This is a genomic window from Tardiphaga sp., from assembly GCF_028290495.1.
Lineage (GTDB): Bacteria > Pseudomonadota > Alphaproteobacteria > Rhizobiales > Xanthobacteraceae > Tardiphaga.
In genome coordinates this window covers 1-16,237 of sequence record NZ_JAQGJT010000029.1, presented here as the reverse complement: position 1 = coordinate 16,237, position 16,237 = coordinate 1, and the positions used below count along the sequence as shown (strand labels likewise).

Annotated in this window: 15 protein-coding genes and 2 pseudogenes; 3 read left to right on the top strand and 14 right to left on the bottom strand. The window is 64.4% G+C overall.

Features of this window, described 5'->3' with window-relative positions:
• Positions 1-237: pseudogene (locus tag JWQ24_RS05650) on the bottom strand (GNAT family N-acetyltransferase); the annotation flags it as partial.
• Positions 238-307: 70 nt separating this feature from the next.
• The gene (locus JWQ24_RS05645; RefSeq protein WP_299805443.1) at positions 308-1,420 is read right to left on the bottom strand and encodes a tlde1 domain-containing protein; all 1,113 of its coding nucleotides are present in this window, start codon (positions 1,418-1,420) and stop codon (positions 308-310) included.
• 542 nt (positions 1,421-1,962) lie between these two features.
• Between JWQ24_RS05645 and phhA the strand changes: the two genes are divergently transcribed.
• Entirely contained in the window at positions 1,963-2,865 is a 903-nt protein-coding gene (gene phhA, locus JWQ24_RS05635) for a phenylalanine 4-monooxygenase (protein WP_299805440.1), read from the top strand.
• Here the strand turns inward: phhA and JWQ24_RS05630 are convergent.
• From JWQ24_RS05630 to JWQ24_RS05620, 3 genes are all read right to left on the bottom strand, one after another.
• Positions 2,851-3,294 (bottom strand): AraC family transcriptional regulator, encoded by a 444-nt coding sequence (locus JWQ24_RS05630; RefSeq protein ID WP_299805437.1) that lies wholly within the window; start codon positions 3,292-3,294, stop codon positions 2,851-2,853. The genes phhA and JWQ24_RS05630 overlap by 15 nt on opposite strands.
• Before the next feature lie 68 nt (positions 3,295-3,362).
• Positions 3,363-4,880 carry a glycosyltransferase family 39 protein gene (locus JWQ24_RS05625; RefSeq protein ID WP_299805434.1) on the bottom strand — a complete coding sequence of 506 codons (1,518 nt, stop codon included), beginning with the start codon at positions 4,878-4,880 and terminating at the stop codon, positions 3,363-3,365.
• Between the two features lie 7 nt (positions 4,881-4,887).
• Positions 4,888-6,021, bottom strand: coding sequence for a glycosyltransferase family 2 protein (locus JWQ24_RS05620; RefSeq protein WP_299805431.1), 1,134 nt, complete (start codon positions 6,019-6,021; stop codon positions 4,888-4,890).
• 263 nt (positions 6,022-6,284) lie between these two features.
• On the opposite strand from JWQ24_RS05620, the gene JWQ24_RS05615 reads away from it, so the two are divergent.
• Positions 6,285-7,136: a DUF72 domain-containing protein gene (locus JWQ24_RS05615; protein ID WP_299805428.1), complete on the top strand. Its 852-nt coding sequence runs from the start codon at positions 6,285-6,287 to the stop codon at positions 7,134-7,136.
• A gap of 11 nt (positions 7,137-7,147) precedes the next feature.
• Here the strand turns inward: JWQ24_RS05615 and JWQ24_RS05610 are convergent, their stop codons facing one another.
• The gene (locus JWQ24_RS05610; protein WP_299805425.1) at positions 7,148-8,023 is read right to left on the bottom strand and encodes a tripartite tricarboxylate transporter substrate binding protein; all 876 of its coding nucleotides are present in this window, start codon (positions 8,021-8,023) and stop codon (positions 7,148-7,150) included.
• A 347-nt stretch (positions 8,024-8,370) separates the two neighbouring features.
• Here JWQ24_RS05610 and bcsS point away from each other — a divergent pair, with 347 nt between their 5' ends.
• A complete protein-coding gene (gene bcsS, locus JWQ24_RS05605) occupies positions 8,371-9,225 on the top strand; it encodes a cellulose biosynthesis protein BcsS (protein ID WP_299805422.1) in 855 nt (284 codons plus the stop codon).
• Here the strand turns inward: bcsS and JWQ24_RS05600 are convergent, their stop codons facing one another.
• The 8 genes and pseudogenes from JWQ24_RS05600 to JWQ24_RS05565 all read right to left on the bottom strand — a co-directional run.
• Entirely contained in the window at positions 9,226-10,548 is a 1,323-nt protein-coding gene (locus JWQ24_RS05600; protein WP_299805448.1) for an adenylate/guanylate cyclase domain-containing protein, read from the bottom strand.
• A gap of 54 nt (positions 10,549-10,602) precedes the next feature.
• Complete coding sequence (locus JWQ24_RS05595; protein WP_299805445.1) at positions 10,603-10,917, bottom strand: DUF4189 domain-containing protein; 315 nt, start codon at positions 10,915-10,917, stop codon at positions 10,603-10,605.
• Between the two features lie 195 nt (positions 10,918-11,112).
• Positions 11,113-12,717, bottom strand: a complete 1,605-nt coding sequence (locus tag JWQ24_RS05590; RefSeq protein ID WP_299805419.1) for a molybdopterin-binding/glycosyltransferase family 2 protein — start codon at positions 12,715-12,717, stop codon at positions 11,113-11,115.
• Positions 12,714-13,406: an XdhC family protein gene (locus tag JWQ24_RS05585; protein WP_299805416.1), complete on the bottom strand. Its 693-nt coding sequence runs from the start codon at positions 13,404-13,406 to the stop codon at positions 12,714-12,716. Before JWQ24_RS05585 ends, JWQ24_RS05590 begins: the two co-directional genes overlap by 4 nt.
• Before the next feature lie 2 nt (positions 13,407-13,408).
• Complete coding sequence (locus tag JWQ24_RS05580) at positions 13,409-13,732, bottom strand: XdhC family protein (protein WP_299805413.1); 324 nt, start codon at positions 13,730-13,732, stop codon at positions 13,409-13,411.
• A gap of 34 nt (positions 13,733-13,766) precedes the next feature.
• Positions 13,767-14,972 (bottom strand): VWA domain-containing protein, encoded by a 1,206-nt coding sequence (locus tag JWQ24_RS05575; protein WP_299805410.1) that lies wholly within the window; start codon positions 14,970-14,972, stop codon positions 13,767-13,769.
• Between the two features lie 134 nt (positions 14,973-15,106).
• Positions 15,107-16,015 carry a MoxR family ATPase gene (locus JWQ24_RS05570; protein WP_299805407.1) on the bottom strand — a complete coding sequence of 303 codons (909 nt, stop codon included), beginning with the start codon at positions 16,013-16,015 and terminating at the stop codon, positions 15,107-15,109.
• 22 nt (positions 16,016-16,037) lie between these two features.
• Positions 16,038-16,237, bottom strand: a pseudogene (locus JWQ24_RS05565) (carbon monoxide dehydrogenase); the annotation flags it as partial.

Genomic DNA, 16,237 nt, shown 5'->3' with positions numbered 1-16,237 from the left:
CGAGCCGATCAGCTTTTGCGTCGATCGATCGACGAAGACCGAGGCCATTTTCGACGCGACCGCGCTGTTGAAATAATCCCTGAATTCCGGCTCGGTGTAGCGACTGGAGCGGGGATGCAGCTTCCAGATTTCGGGATCGGAGCCTGCCGCAAACAGCTCCGGCCAGTCGTCGGCCGACACCGGCCTTACGATGACGGTCGGGCCGATCAGCGACGGCTGAAAATCGGGCTGGGACATAGCGAGGTAATAGCGTTTTTCGAAACGCAAACAAGTCCCGGCAGCGTGTCAAGGATCGTTCAGCTTCCGCTTAGTCGATGCGTGCCACCACCGCCAGCCGCTTGATGCCGCCGCTGCGGTACGCCTCGAGGAACGCGTAGTAATCCTTGAACGAGACGCAGCCGTTGGAATCGCCGTTGGGGCCGAGCATGTAGGTGTGGGCGAGCAGGCCGGTGCGGCCGAAGATCGCCTCCTCGCCGCCAATAGGTTTTAAACGCAGCGCCGGCACGCCGTGGAACAGGGCTTCGCGCGGCTTCAGGTCGTAGATGTGTGGCGGGGTGGCGCCGCGCATCTTCTCGCGTACGCCATCGGGGTCGTCGAGCCGGCTGCCGAGACCTGAATGCGCCTCCAGCTTGGTGCCGTCGGGCATGTAGACTTTCTTTGCCGAGATGTCGTAGACGGCGGTCTGGCGATCGAACGACGGTGCAGCCGCGACGGCGTCCTTGCCGTCGCTGGTGATGCCGCCATCGCTACCCGCGAAGGCGAGCTGGGTGCCGCCCGTCGCCGGCGCAGGCGACCCGATGCCGAACAGTTTTTCGAACATCGAGGGATTACGCGCCGAGCCGTTGGCGATCACGGTGGCACGGGCACGCGCCACCAGCGATTCATGGCCGGACACCGCCGGCACCGGCGCGGTGCGCAGTTCCGAGGGGCGCTGCGATGGCAACGGGATGCTGGCGACCAGTTGCTTCACGGTCGGCGCCGGCGACACCACTTCCTGCGGCGTGGGCGCGGCAGCAACCTGCTGGGGCGCCGGGCGGGCAAAGCGTTCCGGCGGCGCGCCGAGCGAATACGAGGGATCGAACCAGGCGACCTGACGATCGCCCTTGGTGGAAGCGGCTGCGGCGGCCGAAGCCGTAATCACCGGGGCAAAACGTTCGGCGAAGGTCGACTGGTCGAAGCGCTCCGCAAAGGAAGACTGCCGCCCGAACGTATCTTCGAAATCGGCGGCCACGACCGTGACCGGCACGTCCGGCGCGGCGAGCCGCGCGGTCAGCGACCAGACGCCACCGAGGGCGACAAGGGTAAGTGCGGCGCCGCTGAGAAAGCTCAGCGGGCGAAGCGACTTTTTGGATTTGGATTTGCGGGAACGCTGGCCGTGGACGGCCGTGACTCCGTAGAATGCAGAAGTTCGGGTATTCATTCGCAGGGCGTCCAGACCAATTTCATAGGCTTCCCTGTGTGCATTACCCGACCGAAGTCAGCCAAAAGTCACGTGAGGTCGCAGCGTCATTAGGTCGAATTTTAGTTAAAGGCGTATGAAGTCGTCGCAGAACGTCTTGTCGTATCTCGGCTTCTCTTGGTGTCTCTCGGCATCCCCCGTCCGCAGATGTTCGGCAACCATCCGGGAACCAATCACCGATTGCGTGACAATCCGGGCGGAGTCATGGCCAAGCCGCAACAAATCGCCCCGGGAACCCGGGGACGACCATTTGATGGTCATTTATCGATGATTTTGGGCCTGCCGGACGGGCCCGCAGAATCGCTGGCCATAGCCCTTAATACTCCAGTCGGGGCCGCGACCTTCCGGGGCACAGTCGAGAATGGTCCAGATCGGCATCAAATCCGGCGCGCCGCGCGGACACGATGGTATCATCCTGCCTGCGACGGCCCTCGGATGGTCAGGCATGGCAACCGCCCCAGAAATCCACTAATCTAGGGCAGCCAGACCGATCGGACAGCATCATGACCGCACCGGCCACCACCCTGAACCAGTCCGCTGAGAAAAGCCGCTATCTGAGCGCGCCGCGACGTCCGGATTTTACACTGGACCAGGACTGGGGCTCCTACTCCGCCGCCGAACATGATCGCTGGGACCGGCTGTTTGTCCGCGCGCAGAGCGTGCTCCAGAACCGCGCGTGTGACGAGTTCCTCGGCGCGCTCAAGACGCTTCAACTGTCAGAGGCCGGCATTCCCGACCTGGAAAAGCTCAGCGCGCGGTTGCAGCCGCTGACCGGCTGGCAGATCGTGCCCGTTGCCGAACTGGTGCCAGACGACATTTTCTTCGACCACCTCGCCAACCGCCGCTTTCCCGCCGGCGCCTTTATCCGTCCGGAACATGAAATGGACTATCTGCAGGAGCCCGATATCTTTCATGACGTATTCGGCCACGTGCCGCTGCTGGCCAATCCTGTCTATGCGGACTTCATGCAGGCCTATGGAAAAGGCGGGCAGCGCGCGATGGCGCTCGGCCAGTTGAAGAACCTGGCGCGACTATACTGGTACACGGTCGAGTTCGGCCTGCTGCAGGGCTCGGACGGCCTGCGCATCTTCGGCGCAGGCATTCTATCTTCGGCAACGGAAGCGGTATTTGCGCTGGAAAACTCATCGCCCAACAGGATCGGCTTCGATCTCGAACGGGTGATGCGGACCAATTACATCATCGACGATTTCCAGCAGTGCTACTTCGTCATCGCAAGCTTCGAGAAGCTGCTCGCGGACAGCTATGGTGATTTCGGTGCACTCTATGCACAATTGACCGAGGCGTCCGATATCGCACCTGACCAGCTCGTCGTCGGCGACCGCGTTATCAGCCGCGGCACGCTGGCTTATTTCCGCGACAAGCGTGCGGCGTCAGCCGTTCATTGACTGCACGCGGAATTTGGCTGGCGAGGAACCGAAGCGGCGGCGGAAGCTGCGGTGGAAATACGACAGCTCGTTGAAGCCGCAGCTCGCCGCCACATCGCTGATCTTGAGGCTGCAGTTACGGTCGTCGGTGAGCATGGTGCGCGCCTTGTCCAGCCGCAGTTGCATGATGCGGTCGGTAATGCTGTGACCGGAACCCTGCAGCAGATCCTGCACATAGCGTACCGAGAGCCCCAGCCTTTCCGCGACCATACGGGTCGAAAACTGCTGGTCGGAAAATCCCTCGTTGATTTGCGCCAGCACACTGGCGATGCGGGCACCGCGCAGTCCGCCTGATTCCGCAGCGTCCGTGCTGGTCGCTACCTCGCGGTCGCTGTTCGTTTCGGTGAAATGACTTGTTTCAAAATTTGAATTTTGCATTCCAATGTCCACCCCAAATGAGTTTCTCCGCGAGGGTTAGTCGCGGCGAGCATCGGGAAAGGTTCATTGTCAGCGGGATTTTATTGCACGGTCGGACGCTCGAGTTCCGGCGGCGGCGAGCGATCGAGTGGATCGCCGCGGGCTTCGTCGAGCACGTTGAGCTCCACATCCTCGATGACCAGCGGACCGCGCTTGCGGGTCAGCGTCGCGATCTTCTCAATGCGGCCAAAGCGCGCCTGCCACTCCGGCTGCTGCGCCGCATTCTCTTCGCCGACCAGCAGAAGCTTGCCGCCGAGTTGCGCGAGCGAAGGCTCCGGCAGGTTGATCCAGCGAATGCGCTGGCCTTGCTGCGTCACGCAGGTGCCTTTCGGCAGGTAAAATGCGAGCCAGCCGACCGTGCCGTAATCCGGTGCCAGCACGCATGTTGCACCTGTCCGCGCGCGTGCGGACTCGATCTCTCCGGCCAGTTCCCTGAAGCCGACACCGATGCTGCGCACCGTGGCATCACGGCGATAACCGGACAGCAGCCCCGTGTTGGCCTGCACCACCAGCGCCGTAAACATCAGGACTCCGCCCGGCCCTGCCCAGCGCAGGCAGAAATCCACGGTACGGCGCATGCGCGCCTTCCAAGGCGCAAGATGCGCCGCCACCGCGGCCGCGATCGCGAAGGCCGGATAGACCGGCGCGAACCAGTTGGCCTCGACGCGGGCGTGCAGCGAATGCCAGATGAAATACACAACGATGGTCCAGAACGTCACGCTGATCAGCAGCCGCGACGGCCACGCGCCGGAGTCGCGCCGCATCAGCGCATACAGGCCCATCGCGCCAAGGAGGAAGACCAGCGGCGTGGCAAAGGCGATCTGGGTAGGGATCAGTTCAGCAATAAAGGCCGGGTTGAGGCTGTCGATGCGGGCACGGCCGAGCTGCTTGATGAACGACACCCACTGGTGTTCGGCGTTCCACCAGATCACCGGCGAGAACACCGCTAGCGCGACGAGGCCACCGAGATAGGGCCACGGCGAAACCAGCCAGCGGCGCAGCTTCGGCACGGCGATGAGCCAGATCAGGATCGCCGGCCCGAACAACATCGCGGTGTATTTCGACAACAGCGCGGCGCCCACCGCCACGCCGACGCCGAGCCACCAGACGCCGCGCCCGGTCGCCAGCACCTGCGCGAGCGTGAGCAGCACGAAGCTCGAGGCCACCAGCAGCGGCGCATCCGGCGTCACGATCATGGTGCCGACCGAAGCCAGCATGGTGGCGTTGAGCAACAGCACCGCGCTGGAGGCGATCCGCGTGCCGCCGAACAACAGCTCCGCCGTGCGGTACACCGCCCAGCTCATCGGCAAGGCCAGCAGCACCGAAACCAGCCGCACCCCGAGTTCGGTATCGCCGGCGATCAGGGTGCCGAGCCGGATCACCACGGCGACCATCGGCGGATGGTCGTAATAGCCGCCGGCCAGATGTTTCGACCACGTCCAGTAATAGGCTTCGTCGAAGGTCAGCGGCGTCCACGCCGCCGCAATCAGGCGCAACAGCACCAGACCCGCGACCACGGCGGCGGTGCCGCGCAACAGCCGCGTTTCCGCGGGGCTCATCGCCCCGTCACCGCTTGCGCCAGACGAACAGGCCGGACATCGCGTAGTTCCACACCACGCCCATCAGCGCGCCGGAAGCGCCCGCCAGCCACCAGATCGGCTCCTGATCATAGACCGAGAAGGCGACGCCGACATTGGCGAGCAGGCCGACCGAGCACACCAGATAGAACAGCAGCAGACCGCGAAGGATGCTGAAACCCTTCAGCCGCTGGTCGCGATAGGTCAGAAAATTGTTGAGCAGGAAATTGCTGGTCATCGCCAGCAGCGCGCCGCAGGCCTGCGCTTCCGCGAACGGCAGCTCGAACGCTTCGAGCGCGATGAACAGCGCTGCGAAATGCACGAACAGGCCGATCGAGCCGACCAGCGCGAACAACAGGAAGCGCAGCGACACCACGTCGTTGGTGAGCTTCGCCAGCACCAGGCCGAGGAAGTCCAGCGCCACCATCGAGTCGAGCTTGCTCTCGCCGTGCAACCGCGAACCGAACGTATAGGGCACCTCGACAACCTTCAATTCGCCGCGCGCGGTGGCGACGACGTCGAGCAGGATCTTGAAGCCTTGCACCGACAATTGCGGCGCCAGTTGCTCGAAGCGATCGCGGCGGATCATGAAGAAGCCGCTCATCGGATCGGCGATCTTGACACGCAGCACGCGCTGCGCGACCGCGGTGGCGAACTTGCTGGCGCCGAGCCGTTGCGTGTTGAAACTGTCGGCGCTGCCGCCCTCGATATAGCGGCTGCCGATCACCAGCTCGGCCGCGCCGCTCTCAATCAGGCCGAGCATCTTGGGCAATTGCGTCTCGTCGTGCTGCAGGTCGCCGTCGATCACCGCGGCGCAGGGCGCACTCGAAGCGAGCATACCCTCAATGCAGGCGCCGGACAGGCCGCGGCGGCCGATCCTGCGAATGCAGCGCACCCGCGGATCGTGCCGCGACAGCGCTCGCACCACATCGGCCGTGCCGTCGGGTGAATTGTCGTCGACGAAGATGACTTCCCAGGCGATGCCTGCCAGCGCGGCAGCGAGGCGCTGCACCAGCACCGCGACATTGCCGCTCTCGTTGAAGGTCGGGACGATTACGGACAGTTGCAGCGGAGCCCCCGCCTGCATGGGCTGTCCGGGGCCCGGTCTGATGGCTTCATTCATGACACAGCCTATATCCGCCACGCCGGACCCTGCCAAGGCGAGGACGGAATACCGCACCGTAACTTGGCGCAGGGGGTGCATGAACCAGGGGAATGGCTGAAAACAGCCTTAAAATGCTAACGACCCCGAACAACATGGCGCGCGTACATCCGGCGCTACCGAGCTATTCTAGGGTCGTCCCAGCGCCGGAGGCTATTAAGCATCGACGTCGCCGTTAAAAACAAGATAGGGACAATGGGAGCATTACGCAAGGGGCAATCGACATGGCCAACAAAGCGGCGAAAACACCAAGCAAATCAACGCCTGTGAAGGCAACCTCCCCGACCGGGCAAATCCGCATCGGTATCGGAGGCTGGACCTTCGCCCCGTGGCGCGGGGTTTTCTACCCGGACAAGCTGACCCAAGCCAAGGAACTCAGCTACGCCGCTTCGAAACTGACATCGATCGAGATCAACGGCACCTTCTACGGCTCGCAGAAGCCGGAGAGCTTTCGCAAATGGGCGGGCGAAGTGCCGGACGATTTCGTGTTCTCGCTGAAGGGCCCGCGCTTCGCCACCAACCGTCGCGTGCTCGCCGAAGCCGGCGAAAGCGTGCAGCGGTTCTATGATTCCGGCGTGCTCGAACTCGGCGACAAGCTCGGCCCGGTGCTGTGGCAGTTCGCGCCGACCAAGAAGTTCGATCCTGTCGACTTCGGCGCCTTCCTCGAACTGCTGCCGCGCGAGATCGACGACCGCGCGTTGCGTCATGTCGTCGAAGTCCGGCACGACAGTTTTTGCGTGCCGGAATTCATCGCCTTGCTGCGGCAGTTCAACACGCCCGTGGTGTTCTCCGAACACGCCACCTACCCCGCCATTGCCGATGTCACCGGCGACTTCGTCTATGCCCGGCTGCAGAAGGGTGAGGACAGCATCAAGACCGCCTACGCGCCGAAAGCGCTCGATGCCTGGGCGAAGCGTCTGGAAGACTGGGCCGCCGGCAACGAGCCCGCCGACCTGCCCCGCGTCGATGCCGCCAGGCCGAAGAAGCAGCCGCGCGACGTGTTCGCTTACGTGATCCACGAAGCGAAGGTCCGCGCGCCCGCGGGCGCCATGGCGCTGATCGAGCGGGTTCGATAGCCGGTCGCGCCTCAATCCAGCTTGATGCCGGCCTCGCGGATCAATTTCGTCCACGTCGCGTGTTCGGAGGCGATGAAGCCGTCGAGCTTGTCGTCCGGCACATCCCACGCTTCGCCGCCGCTCTTCTCGAAGCGCTCCCTGAGATCGGGCAGCGCGGCGCGGATTTCGCGGCGCAGTTTTGCGATCGCCTCGGGCGGCGTCTTCGCCGGCGCGAAAATGCCGAGCCAGGAATCCACATCGAGACCTGGCACGCCGACCTCCGACATGGTGGGCACGTCGGGCGCCAGCGCGCTGCGCTTCGAGGACAGCACCGCCATGCCCCTTACCTGACCGGACTGTACATAGGGCAGCGCCGCCGCCATCGAGTCGAAGAACACATCGATGCGGCCGGCCAGCAGATCGGTGAACGCTGGCGGCGAGCCCTTGTAGGGAATTTCCTGCAGCTTGACGCCGGCAGCACGCATGAAGGCCGTGGCCACCAGTTGCTGCCCCGTGCCGACGCCCGCGGTAGCCGCCGTGATCACACCCGGACTGGTCTTCGCCGCGGCGACAATATCCTTCAATCCGGCGTATGGCAGATCCTTGCGACCGACCATGACGTAGCCGAACTTGTAGACCAGCGCGACCGGCACGAAATCCTTCAGCGGATCGTAGCCCAGCTTCGCGTAGAGCGCGGAGTTGAAGGCCATGTTGGACAGGCCGCCGACCAGCAGGGTGTAGCCGTCCGCCTCGGACTGGGCCGCAGCCTGCGTGCCCACCACCGTGCCTGCGCCCGGCTTGTTCTCGACGAAGAACGCCTGCCCGGTTCGCCGCGACAGCGCCTCGGCCAGATGGCGGCCGACCAGATCGTAGCTGCCGCCGGCGCCGATTGGGACGATGATTTTCACGGGACGGTCGGGGTAGGAAGACTGTGCCGCAGCTTGCAAAAGTCCGGACCCGGTTGACGCCACAGTCAAAGCCATCAGCGCCAACGCACGAAACACGCGAACCATTGTTCCCCCGATCCCGTCGGCCATTGAACTGGCAGATTCTGTTGCTTGAACTATGGGTCAACCCGGAAACCGGAACAATCGCCGAAGCGGCGACAAATCGTCCCCGACCGGAATGGCGGTCGCGTCACGGACGGGAAATTTTCGCAGGTTCCTGCATCGTTCTCGCTGCGACGCTGGACGGGCGGGTTATCCACAGATTTAATCTACCTGAGATTGCATGTTTGTGGCGTGGGGTGCGGCAGATGCGTTGGTGGGCATCATTGTGCGCGATTGGCGTCGGCGTTGCCGTAGTTGTTTTCGACGCCCCGGGGGCGGCCGCGCAGGACGCCGATGACAGTGACGATGACGAAGACATGGAGATCGTCGAACCGCAAAAGCCCGCGTGGCAAGCCTTTCTCGCTCCGGTCCTATCGAAAAAGCCCGGCACCGATTTCCTCACCGGCGGCATGCCGGACCGGCTGATCTCCTTCGCCGGCTTCGACATCTGGCGCTATGGCCTTGGCGGCTACACCGGCTTCCAGTGGGCGCCTGATGGCATCAACAAGGACGGCTTCATCCTGCGCGTGTCCGCGTCCGACAATATCGAGCGCTACACCACGCCGACGCGGCGCTACGTCACCGAGATCGCGCGCGGTGCGATTCTGCCCGGCGTCAAATTCCGGCGCGGCAATTTCGAGATGCAGTGGCTCGCCGGCCTCGACGCACAGGCCGATTTCCTGCTGATCAACGGCCGCTCGGTACAGCCGCGCGCCCGGCTCGGCGCGCGGTTCGCCGCCGACGTCTGGTGGGAGCCGACGCGGTCCTTGATGCTTCAGGGGGCACTGTCCGGCACCATGATCGACAACGCCGTCAGCGCGCGCGCCGCGGCGGGATGGCGGCTGTTCGACCGCTTCTGGATCGGCCCTGAAGTGTCGCGCTCCACCGATTTTTACAGCCGGCAAACGCGGATCGGCGCGCATCTCACCGGCCTGCGCACCGGCGACTACGAATGGACGATCGCGGCCGGACACATCGATGACAGCTTCCACCGCGATGGCCTCTATGCGCGCTTTGGCGTCATGCTGCGGCCGCCGCGGCCAGCGTTTTTCGAGAACTGATCAGGCCAGCCGCCAGATCGCCTGCGGCGCCTCATAGCCGCGGATCGGCACCTCGCCTACCAGCACGGCATCGTCGCAGGCCTCGCCCAACTCGTCGCGGACCAAGGCCGAGATCAGCAGTTGCGAACCGAATTCCTTGTTGAGGGATTCCAGCCTTGCTGCGAAATTCACGGTGTCGCCCATCACGGTGTATTCCTTGCGGCGCGGCGAGCCGACATTGCCGGCCACCACCGCGCCGAGATGCACGCCGATGCCGATTCGCAGCGGCCATTCGCTGCCGATATTGTTCTCTTCCATCGCCACCAGCATCTCGCGCGCCGCGGCCACGGCGTGTTGCGCGGCACCGGGATCAGCGATCGGCGCACCGAACAGCGCCAAAAATCCATCGCCGAGAAATTTGTTGACGATGCCGGAATGGCGGTCGAGTACATCGACCAGCACCGCGAAGGCGGTGTCGAGCCGGGCCACCACCTCATGCGGCGTGCGCAGCCGCGCCGCCGCCGTAAAGGCGCGGATATCGACGAACATCACTGCGACGTGACGCGTCTCGCTGGCGGCATCGGTTTCCGAAGTCAGCAACTGCTCCACGACTTCAGGCGAGACGTGCTGGCCGAACAGGTTGGTGACGCGATCGCGCGCCGCGGTCGCGGTAATGCTCGCTTCGAACTGCCGCCGCAACTGCAAGCCGACTGCACCGGCAAGCACGCCGCCAAGCAGTATGAGAAAACTCCGGATCAACTGAAACGCAAAGTCCGGGACGGGTTCGGAAGCGAACTGCGGCGGATGGTACAACTTGGCCAAAGCAAGCATTTCCGCGGCCGCGACAAAGCCCGTGAAGGTCGACAGCCAGAAGTCGAGCCGCAACGTCGAAAGAATGATGAAGATGAAATAGGACAGCGGCGCCGTGAAGGCCAGCGCCTGCGCCGGTCCCATCCAATCCATGTGCAGAAACAATACGCCCGTTGGGATGCTGGTCTCGATCAGCGCACTCAGATAGCGACGCCCTATCACGATGTCGCCGCCCATGGCGATGCGCTGATCGAGGCTGTAGAGCGCGTAGAACTCGAACAGCACGAGCGGGATCGTCGTTACGTACGACGAAACAAGGTCAAAGTTGCCGTTGGATATGCGCGTGAAGGCGTCGGGCACCAGCAGATAGGCCACCGACAACGTCAGGGTTGCGAGGGACACGGTGATGATGACCGCCTTGACCCTCAGCCGCTCGGTCACCAGCACCTCGTGGCTGAGGGCCCTGCGAAAATCGGCAAGCAACGGCGCTGCGTCGCTGGCCGGCCCGAAGAATTTTTTGATGATCCGGATCATCGCTGCAGCGTAACCGCCGCTCACCGATTCAACGAGCGGTTTGTGCGACCGGCGTCAGCCCTTGGCGTCGCAGGCCCAGGCGCGGATGACGCATTCCTTGCCGCCGAACTCGTAGCACTTCTTGGTCGCGGCATTGAGCGAAGCGGAGATACGCGGCGCCACCGCATAAGCGTGCGCACCGCAGGGATTTTTCATGTCGACCGCAAAGGCTGCGCAAGCGCGGTTCATGGTGACGGTGGTGCAGTCGCCCTGACACTGCTTGCGGGCGGCAGCGGTGGCGGCGGCCTGGCCCGGGAAATCAAAGGCCTGGCCATAGGCGCCGCATTTGCCTACCGCCAGCGCGCCGGCGGCCTGCGCGAATTGCGGCATGGCCAGCAGGATGATCGCCGAAACAAAGATCGCGCGAAGGCGCGCAGCAACAAAAGCCAAAATCCCCTCCCCCGAGGTCAGTCCACTGGGGAAAGGCTACACGCAGGGCGTTTCGACTTGGTGAACGAAACCGTAAGCGGTGTCGCGTCGCAGCCGCCCCAACCATCGAAGGCCAGACCGGTTCTGCAACAGTGGCTAGCCGCTTCGGGCCGCCGCCAGTGCCTGTGGCGTATCGATGTCGAGGAAGGCGCCGTGGCCTTCGACCGGCACTTCAGCCACCGCCTCGCCATGCTTCATGATCAGGTGCCGGGCGCCGATGTCGCCATCCAGCGTCATCAACTCGCCGAAGAAGCGGCGCGACCACAGCACCGGATTGCCGCGGCGGCCGTCGCTGACCGGCACCGAAATCAGGCTGCCGTGGTCCGGCGCAAAGGCCTCGATCAGGCGGTCGATCAGCCGTGTGTCAATCAGCGGCATGTCGCCCAGACAGACCACGGCACCGTCGGCATTGGCCGGGACGGCCTTGATGCCCGCTTTCACCGAACTGGCCAGGCCGTCCGGGAAGTCCGGGTTGTAGACGAACGTCACCTTCAATCCGGCCAGGGCCTTTTCGACCTCGGCGGCCTGATGGCCGGTCACCACGGTGACGCTGGTGGCTTTCGAGGCTACCGCCTGCTCGGCCACGATCCGCACCAGCGCCTTGCCATTCAACTCGGCGAGCAGCTTGTTCGGACCGCCCATCCGCGTCGAGCGACCGGCGGCCAGCACGATGGCTGCGACATTGCGGTTGCCATCGGTGCCGACCGGCACGCGCGGCTGCGGCCGGGTAATGATCTCCATCAGCAACCCGCCGACGCCCATGCCGGTCAGATCGGCGCGGGTGACCGGGATGTTGGCCAACAGACGCATCAGCACCCAGTCGAAACCGTTCTCCACCGGCGAACGCGCGCAGCCCGGCGCGCCCAGCACCGGCACATCGCCGATCCGGCCGATCAGCAGCAGGTTGCCCGGGTCCACCGGCATGCCGAAATGCTCGATGGCGCCGCCGACCTGCTCGATCGCCGACGGAATCACGTCGCGACGGTCGGCTATCGCCGAGGCGCCGAACACGATCACCAGTTCGGCGCCGAGGCCGAGCAGTTCCTTCACCGATTTGGCGAGCGCATCCTCGTCATGGGCGACACGGCGTTCGGCAATAATCCTGGCGCCGGCCGGCGCGAGGCGTTCGGCGGTGACGCGCAGGGTCTTGTCTATTACCTTCGGCGACAGGCCCGGCAGCAGCGTCGAGACGACGCCGACGCGCTTGATGCCATAGGGCGCGATGCGCATCGCGCCGCCGGACGCGGCGCCTACTGCGGCGTCGCGCAAGCTGCCGGCCACGCCGAACGGGATCAGCTTCACCGTGGCGATCATTTCGCCTTCGACCACCGGCTTGAACGCCGCCAGCGTCGCAAACGTGATGGCTTCGTCGACGCCGTTGATACGATCGACAATGGCGCGGTCGACGACGAGAACGCCGGGATGCGCCGCAAACAGATTGGCGCGGCCGGTGAAGGCGCGCTCGACATGGACGCCCTCGCCCGCCACCGCCTGCGCGATGGAAGCGGCGGCGACGTCTTCGGAGACATCGCCTTCTTCAAGGCGCACGACGACGACTTCCCTGACGCCGGCGCGCTTCAGCGCCGCGACTTCATCAACGCCGACAGTGGTGCCCTTCTTGAGAACGAGATCACCCTGCCGCAACGTATGGACGGTGACGCCGCCAAGCGCGTCCGCCGGGCTGGCCGGACCGAACTTCATGCCGCGCTCGCTTTCGGCAGCCGGAGTTCGGCGGTGATCTGCGCCATGATCGACACTGCGATCTCCGACGGCGACACCGCGCCGATGTTCAGCCCGATCGGCGCGTGGATTTTGGCGATATCGGCGTCGGTGGCGCCCTGCGCCTTCAGCCGATCGCCGCGCTTGGCGTGGGTTTTTCGCGAGCCGAGCGCGCCGATATAGAAACAGTTGCGCGCAAAGGCATGCAGCAACGCGGGATCGTCGATCTTCGGATCGTGCGTCACAGCGACAAACGCCGTGTAGCGATCGATGTTGAGCGGTGGCAGCGCCTCCTCCGGCCATTCAGCGACCAGGGAGACATCAGGGAAACGCTCGGGACTGGCAAACGCCGTGCGCGGATCGATCACGGTGACGTCATAATCCAGCGAGCGCGCCAGCGGCGCCAGCGCCTGGCTGATATGGACGGCGCCGATGATGACAAGGCGCGCGGTCGGCGCATAGACGTTAAGAAACAGCTTCCTGCCCTCGGCCTCGATCATCGCGCTCTTGCCCATGCGCAATTGCTTGTCGAGTTCGGCATGCAAGGGATCGGCGGCGAAGTCCGCGGCCTTTACCAGCCGTTGTTCCCCGCTGGATATATCGGTCACCACGATGACCGGACGGCGCGCGGCGCGCTCGGCATTGACCTTGACGAGAGTTTCAAGCTTCACAACTAACCGACTTTCTCGACGAACACGCGGATGGTGCCGCCGCAGGACAGGCCGACATTCCACGCCGTCTCGTCGGCAACGCCGAATTCCAGCAGCTTTGGCGCGCCGGACGCGATCACATCCAGTGCTTCTGTGACAACCGCGCCTTCGACGCAGCCGCCGGAGACCGAGCCCAGGAACGTGCCGTCATCGTTGATGACCAGGCTGGAGCCGGCCGGGCGCGGCGCGGAGCCCCAGGTCTCGACCACGGTCGCCAGCGCCACGCCGTGGCCGGCCTTCTGCCAGGCCTCAGCCGCCTGCAGAATGTCTTCGTCGCGGTTCAGCATGGGAGCCTCTTTCAATACTTTAAGCGGCAAGACTTCAAGCAGCAGGCCGGATCAGGCTGCGATGGTGCACCGGTGGCGGCGAGGACAGCGCCTTGATCAAGCCCTCGATCGAACTCAAATTATGCACGGGACGGAATTCGTCAACGTGCGGCAGCATCATTTTGATCCCCTGCGCCTTGGGCTCAAAGCCGTCGAAGCGCAAGAGTGGGTTGAGCCAGATCAGCCGACGGCAGGAACGGTGCAGCCGGTCCATCTCGAAGGTCAGCCGGCTGTCGGCCTCGCGCTCCAGCCCGTCGGAGATCAAGAGTACGATGGCGCCCTGGCCGAGCACGCGGCGACCCCACAATTTGTTGAACGTGTGCAGCGATTCCGAGATGCGGGTGCCACCGGCCCAGTCCTCCACCGAGGACGAACAGCTCGCCAGCGCCTCGTCGGGATCGCGCGCCTTCAGCGACCGCGTCACATTGGTCAATCTGGTGCCGAACAGAAACACCGAGACGCGCTTGCGGGCGTCGGTGATGGCGTGGAGGAAGTGCAGGAACAGACGGGTATATTCGCTCATCGAGCCGGAAATATCGAGCAGCGCCACGATCGGCGCCGGCTTGTCGATCAGGCCGAGCCGGCGGATATCGACGATGTCGCCGCCGGTGCGCAGCGACCCACGCAACGTGCGGCGCAGATCAAGCTTGAGCCCGCGTTTGTCGGGCTGGGCGCGGCGGGTGCGCAGTTCAGCCTGCGGCAGGTTCATCTGGGCGATGGCGCGGGTGACCTGCGCGATCTCGGCTGCGCTCATCTGCGCAAAGTCTTTCTTCTGCAACACCTCGCGGTCGGAGACGGAGAGCTTGATCTCCTGCTCCTCCGGCGACTGCTCATCGGCGTCGCGCGTCGCCGGCTTGGCCATCGCCTCCTGTACGCGGCGCGAGGCCGGCGGCGGCGGCTTCCTGGCCTGATCAGGCAGCGGTACGGAATCCAGCAGATGCTTCCATTCATCGGCGGCGCGGAAGAACAGGTCGAAGGCCTGCGCAAACACCAGCGCATGTTCGTAGCGCTTGACGAAGATCGCCTGCAACGTCTCGAAGACGTCGGCGCGGTGGCCGATCTCGATCACCTGCAGCGCATTGAGCGCATCTATTACGGCGCCCGGCCCGACCGGCAACCCGGCGGCGCGCAGCGCGCGCGCGAAGCCGATAACGTTGTCGGCCATCAGGCCGGTCGGCGGGTTGAGGTGGTCGATGGTCATGGCCTGTCCATTGTCATCCCGGGGCATGAGCAGCGCAAGCTGCGAGAGAACCCGGGATCCCGAGATGGTGATGAACATTCCGGGATTCCGGGTTCGCGTTCGGCTTGCGCCGCCCGCGCCCCGGAATGACAGTTCTAATTTTCGCTCGTCGCTTCCTTCAAAACCTTCTGCAGGTTGTCGCCCTGCATCCGCGCAATATCGTCCTGATACTTCAACAGCGCGCCAAGCGTATCGCCGACCACCTGCGGCGTCAGCGATCTCGCGTCGAGCTCGGTCAGCGCGGTGGCCCAGTCCAGCGTCTCGGCGACGCCCGGCGACTTGTAGAAATCCTGGTTACGCAGCGCCTGCACGAACTTCACCACCTGCGCGGACAGTTTCGCAGAGATGTTCGGCACCCGCGACTTGACGATCGCCAGTTCGCGCTCAGCGGAGGGATAGTCGACCCAGTGATACAGGCAGCGCCGCTTCAACGCGTCGTGGATTTCGCGGGTGCGGTTGGACGTCACGATGACGATCGGGGGCGCCGGGGCTTTCACGGTGCCGAGTTCGGGGATCGTGACCTGGAAGTCGCTGAGGATCTCCAGCAGATAGGCCTCGAAGGCCTCGTCGGCGCGGTCAAGTTCGTCGATCAGCAGCACCGGCGCGCCGTTGATGTCCGGCTCCAGCGCCTGCAGCAGCGGCCGCTTGATCAGGTAGCGTTCGGCAAAGATGTCGCTGGAGAGCTGGTCGCGGTCGGTATCCCCCGCTGCCTCCGCGAGGCGAATGGCGATCATCTGCGAGGCGCTGTTCCACTCATAGACCGCGGAGGCAACGTCGAGGCCTTCATAGCACTGCAGCCGGATCAGCTTGCGACCGAGCGCCGCCGACAGCACCTTGGCGATCTCGGTCTTGCCGACGCCGGCCTCGCCTTCGAGAAACAGCGGCCGGCCCATGCGCAGCGCCAGGTAAGTCACCGTGCCTAGCGAGCGCTCGGCAAGATAGCCGCGCGAGGACAAGAGCTCGAGCATGCCATCGACGGACGTGGGAAGCGTCGATGCACTCATGGGAAAGGCCGGTCTTGATGGGTCAGGAGACGTTTATCTCGGGTTTCGCCGTGGCGGCTTCAACGGCGCGGCGCGCCAGCACCGCGATCAAATGCGCGCGATATTCGGCGCTGCCGTGCAGATCACTGTTGAGCCCTGCCGCAGGCACCGTCAGGCCATCGAGCACCTTCGGCGAGAAGCGCTTCTTCAAGGCTTCTTCGAACGCGGTGACGCGGAATACGC

Bases quoted from the DNA above. Each gene is read 5' to 3' on its own strand.
- JWQ24_RS05645 (WP_299805443.1), bottom strand. From the start codon at position 1,420: ATGAATACCCGAACTTCTGCATTCTACGGAGTCACGGCCGTCCACGGC.
- phhA (WP_299805440.1), top strand. From the start codon at position 1,963: ATGACCGCACCGGCCACCACCCTGAACCAGTCCGCTGAGAAAAGCCGC.
- JWQ24_RS05625 (WP_299805434.1), bottom strand. From the start codon at position 4,880: ATGAGCCCCGCGGAAACGCGGCTGTTGCGCGGCACCGCCGCCGTGGTC.
- JWQ24_RS05620 (WP_299805431.1), bottom strand. From the start codon at position 6,021: ATGAATGAAGCCATCAGACCGGGCCCCGGACAGCCCATGCAGGCGGGG.
- JWQ24_RS05615 (WP_299805428.1), top strand. From the start codon at position 6,285: ATGGCCAACAAAGCGGCGAAAACACCAAGCAAATCAACGCCTGTGAAG.
- bcsS (WP_299805422.1), top strand. From the start codon at position 8,371: ATGCGTTGGTGGGCATCATTGTGCGCGATTGGCGTCGGCGTTGCCGTA.
- JWQ24_RS05600 (WP_299805448.1), bottom strand. From the start codon at position 10,548: ATGATCCGGATCATCAAAAAATTCTTCGGGCCGGCCAGCGACGCAGCG.
- JWQ24_RS05595 (WP_299805445.1), bottom strand. From the start codon at position 10,917: ATGCCGCAATTCGCGCAGGCCGCCGGCGCGCTGGCGGTAGGCAAATGC.
- JWQ24_RS05590 (WP_299805419.1), bottom strand. From the start codon at position 12,717: ATGAAGTTCGGTCCGGCCAGCCCGGCGGACGCGCTTGGCGGCGTCACC.
- JWQ24_RS05580 (WP_299805413.1), bottom strand. From the start codon at position 13,732: ATGCTGAACCGCGACGAAGACATTCTGCAGGCGGCTGAGGCCTGGCAG.
- JWQ24_RS05575 (WP_299805410.1), bottom strand. From the start codon at position 14,972: ATGACCATCGACCACCTCAACCCGCCGACCGGCCTGATGGCCGACAAC.
- JWQ24_RS05570 (WP_299805407.1), bottom strand. From the start codon at position 16,015: ATGAGTGCATCGACGCTTCCCACGTCCGTCGATGGCATGCTCGAGCTC.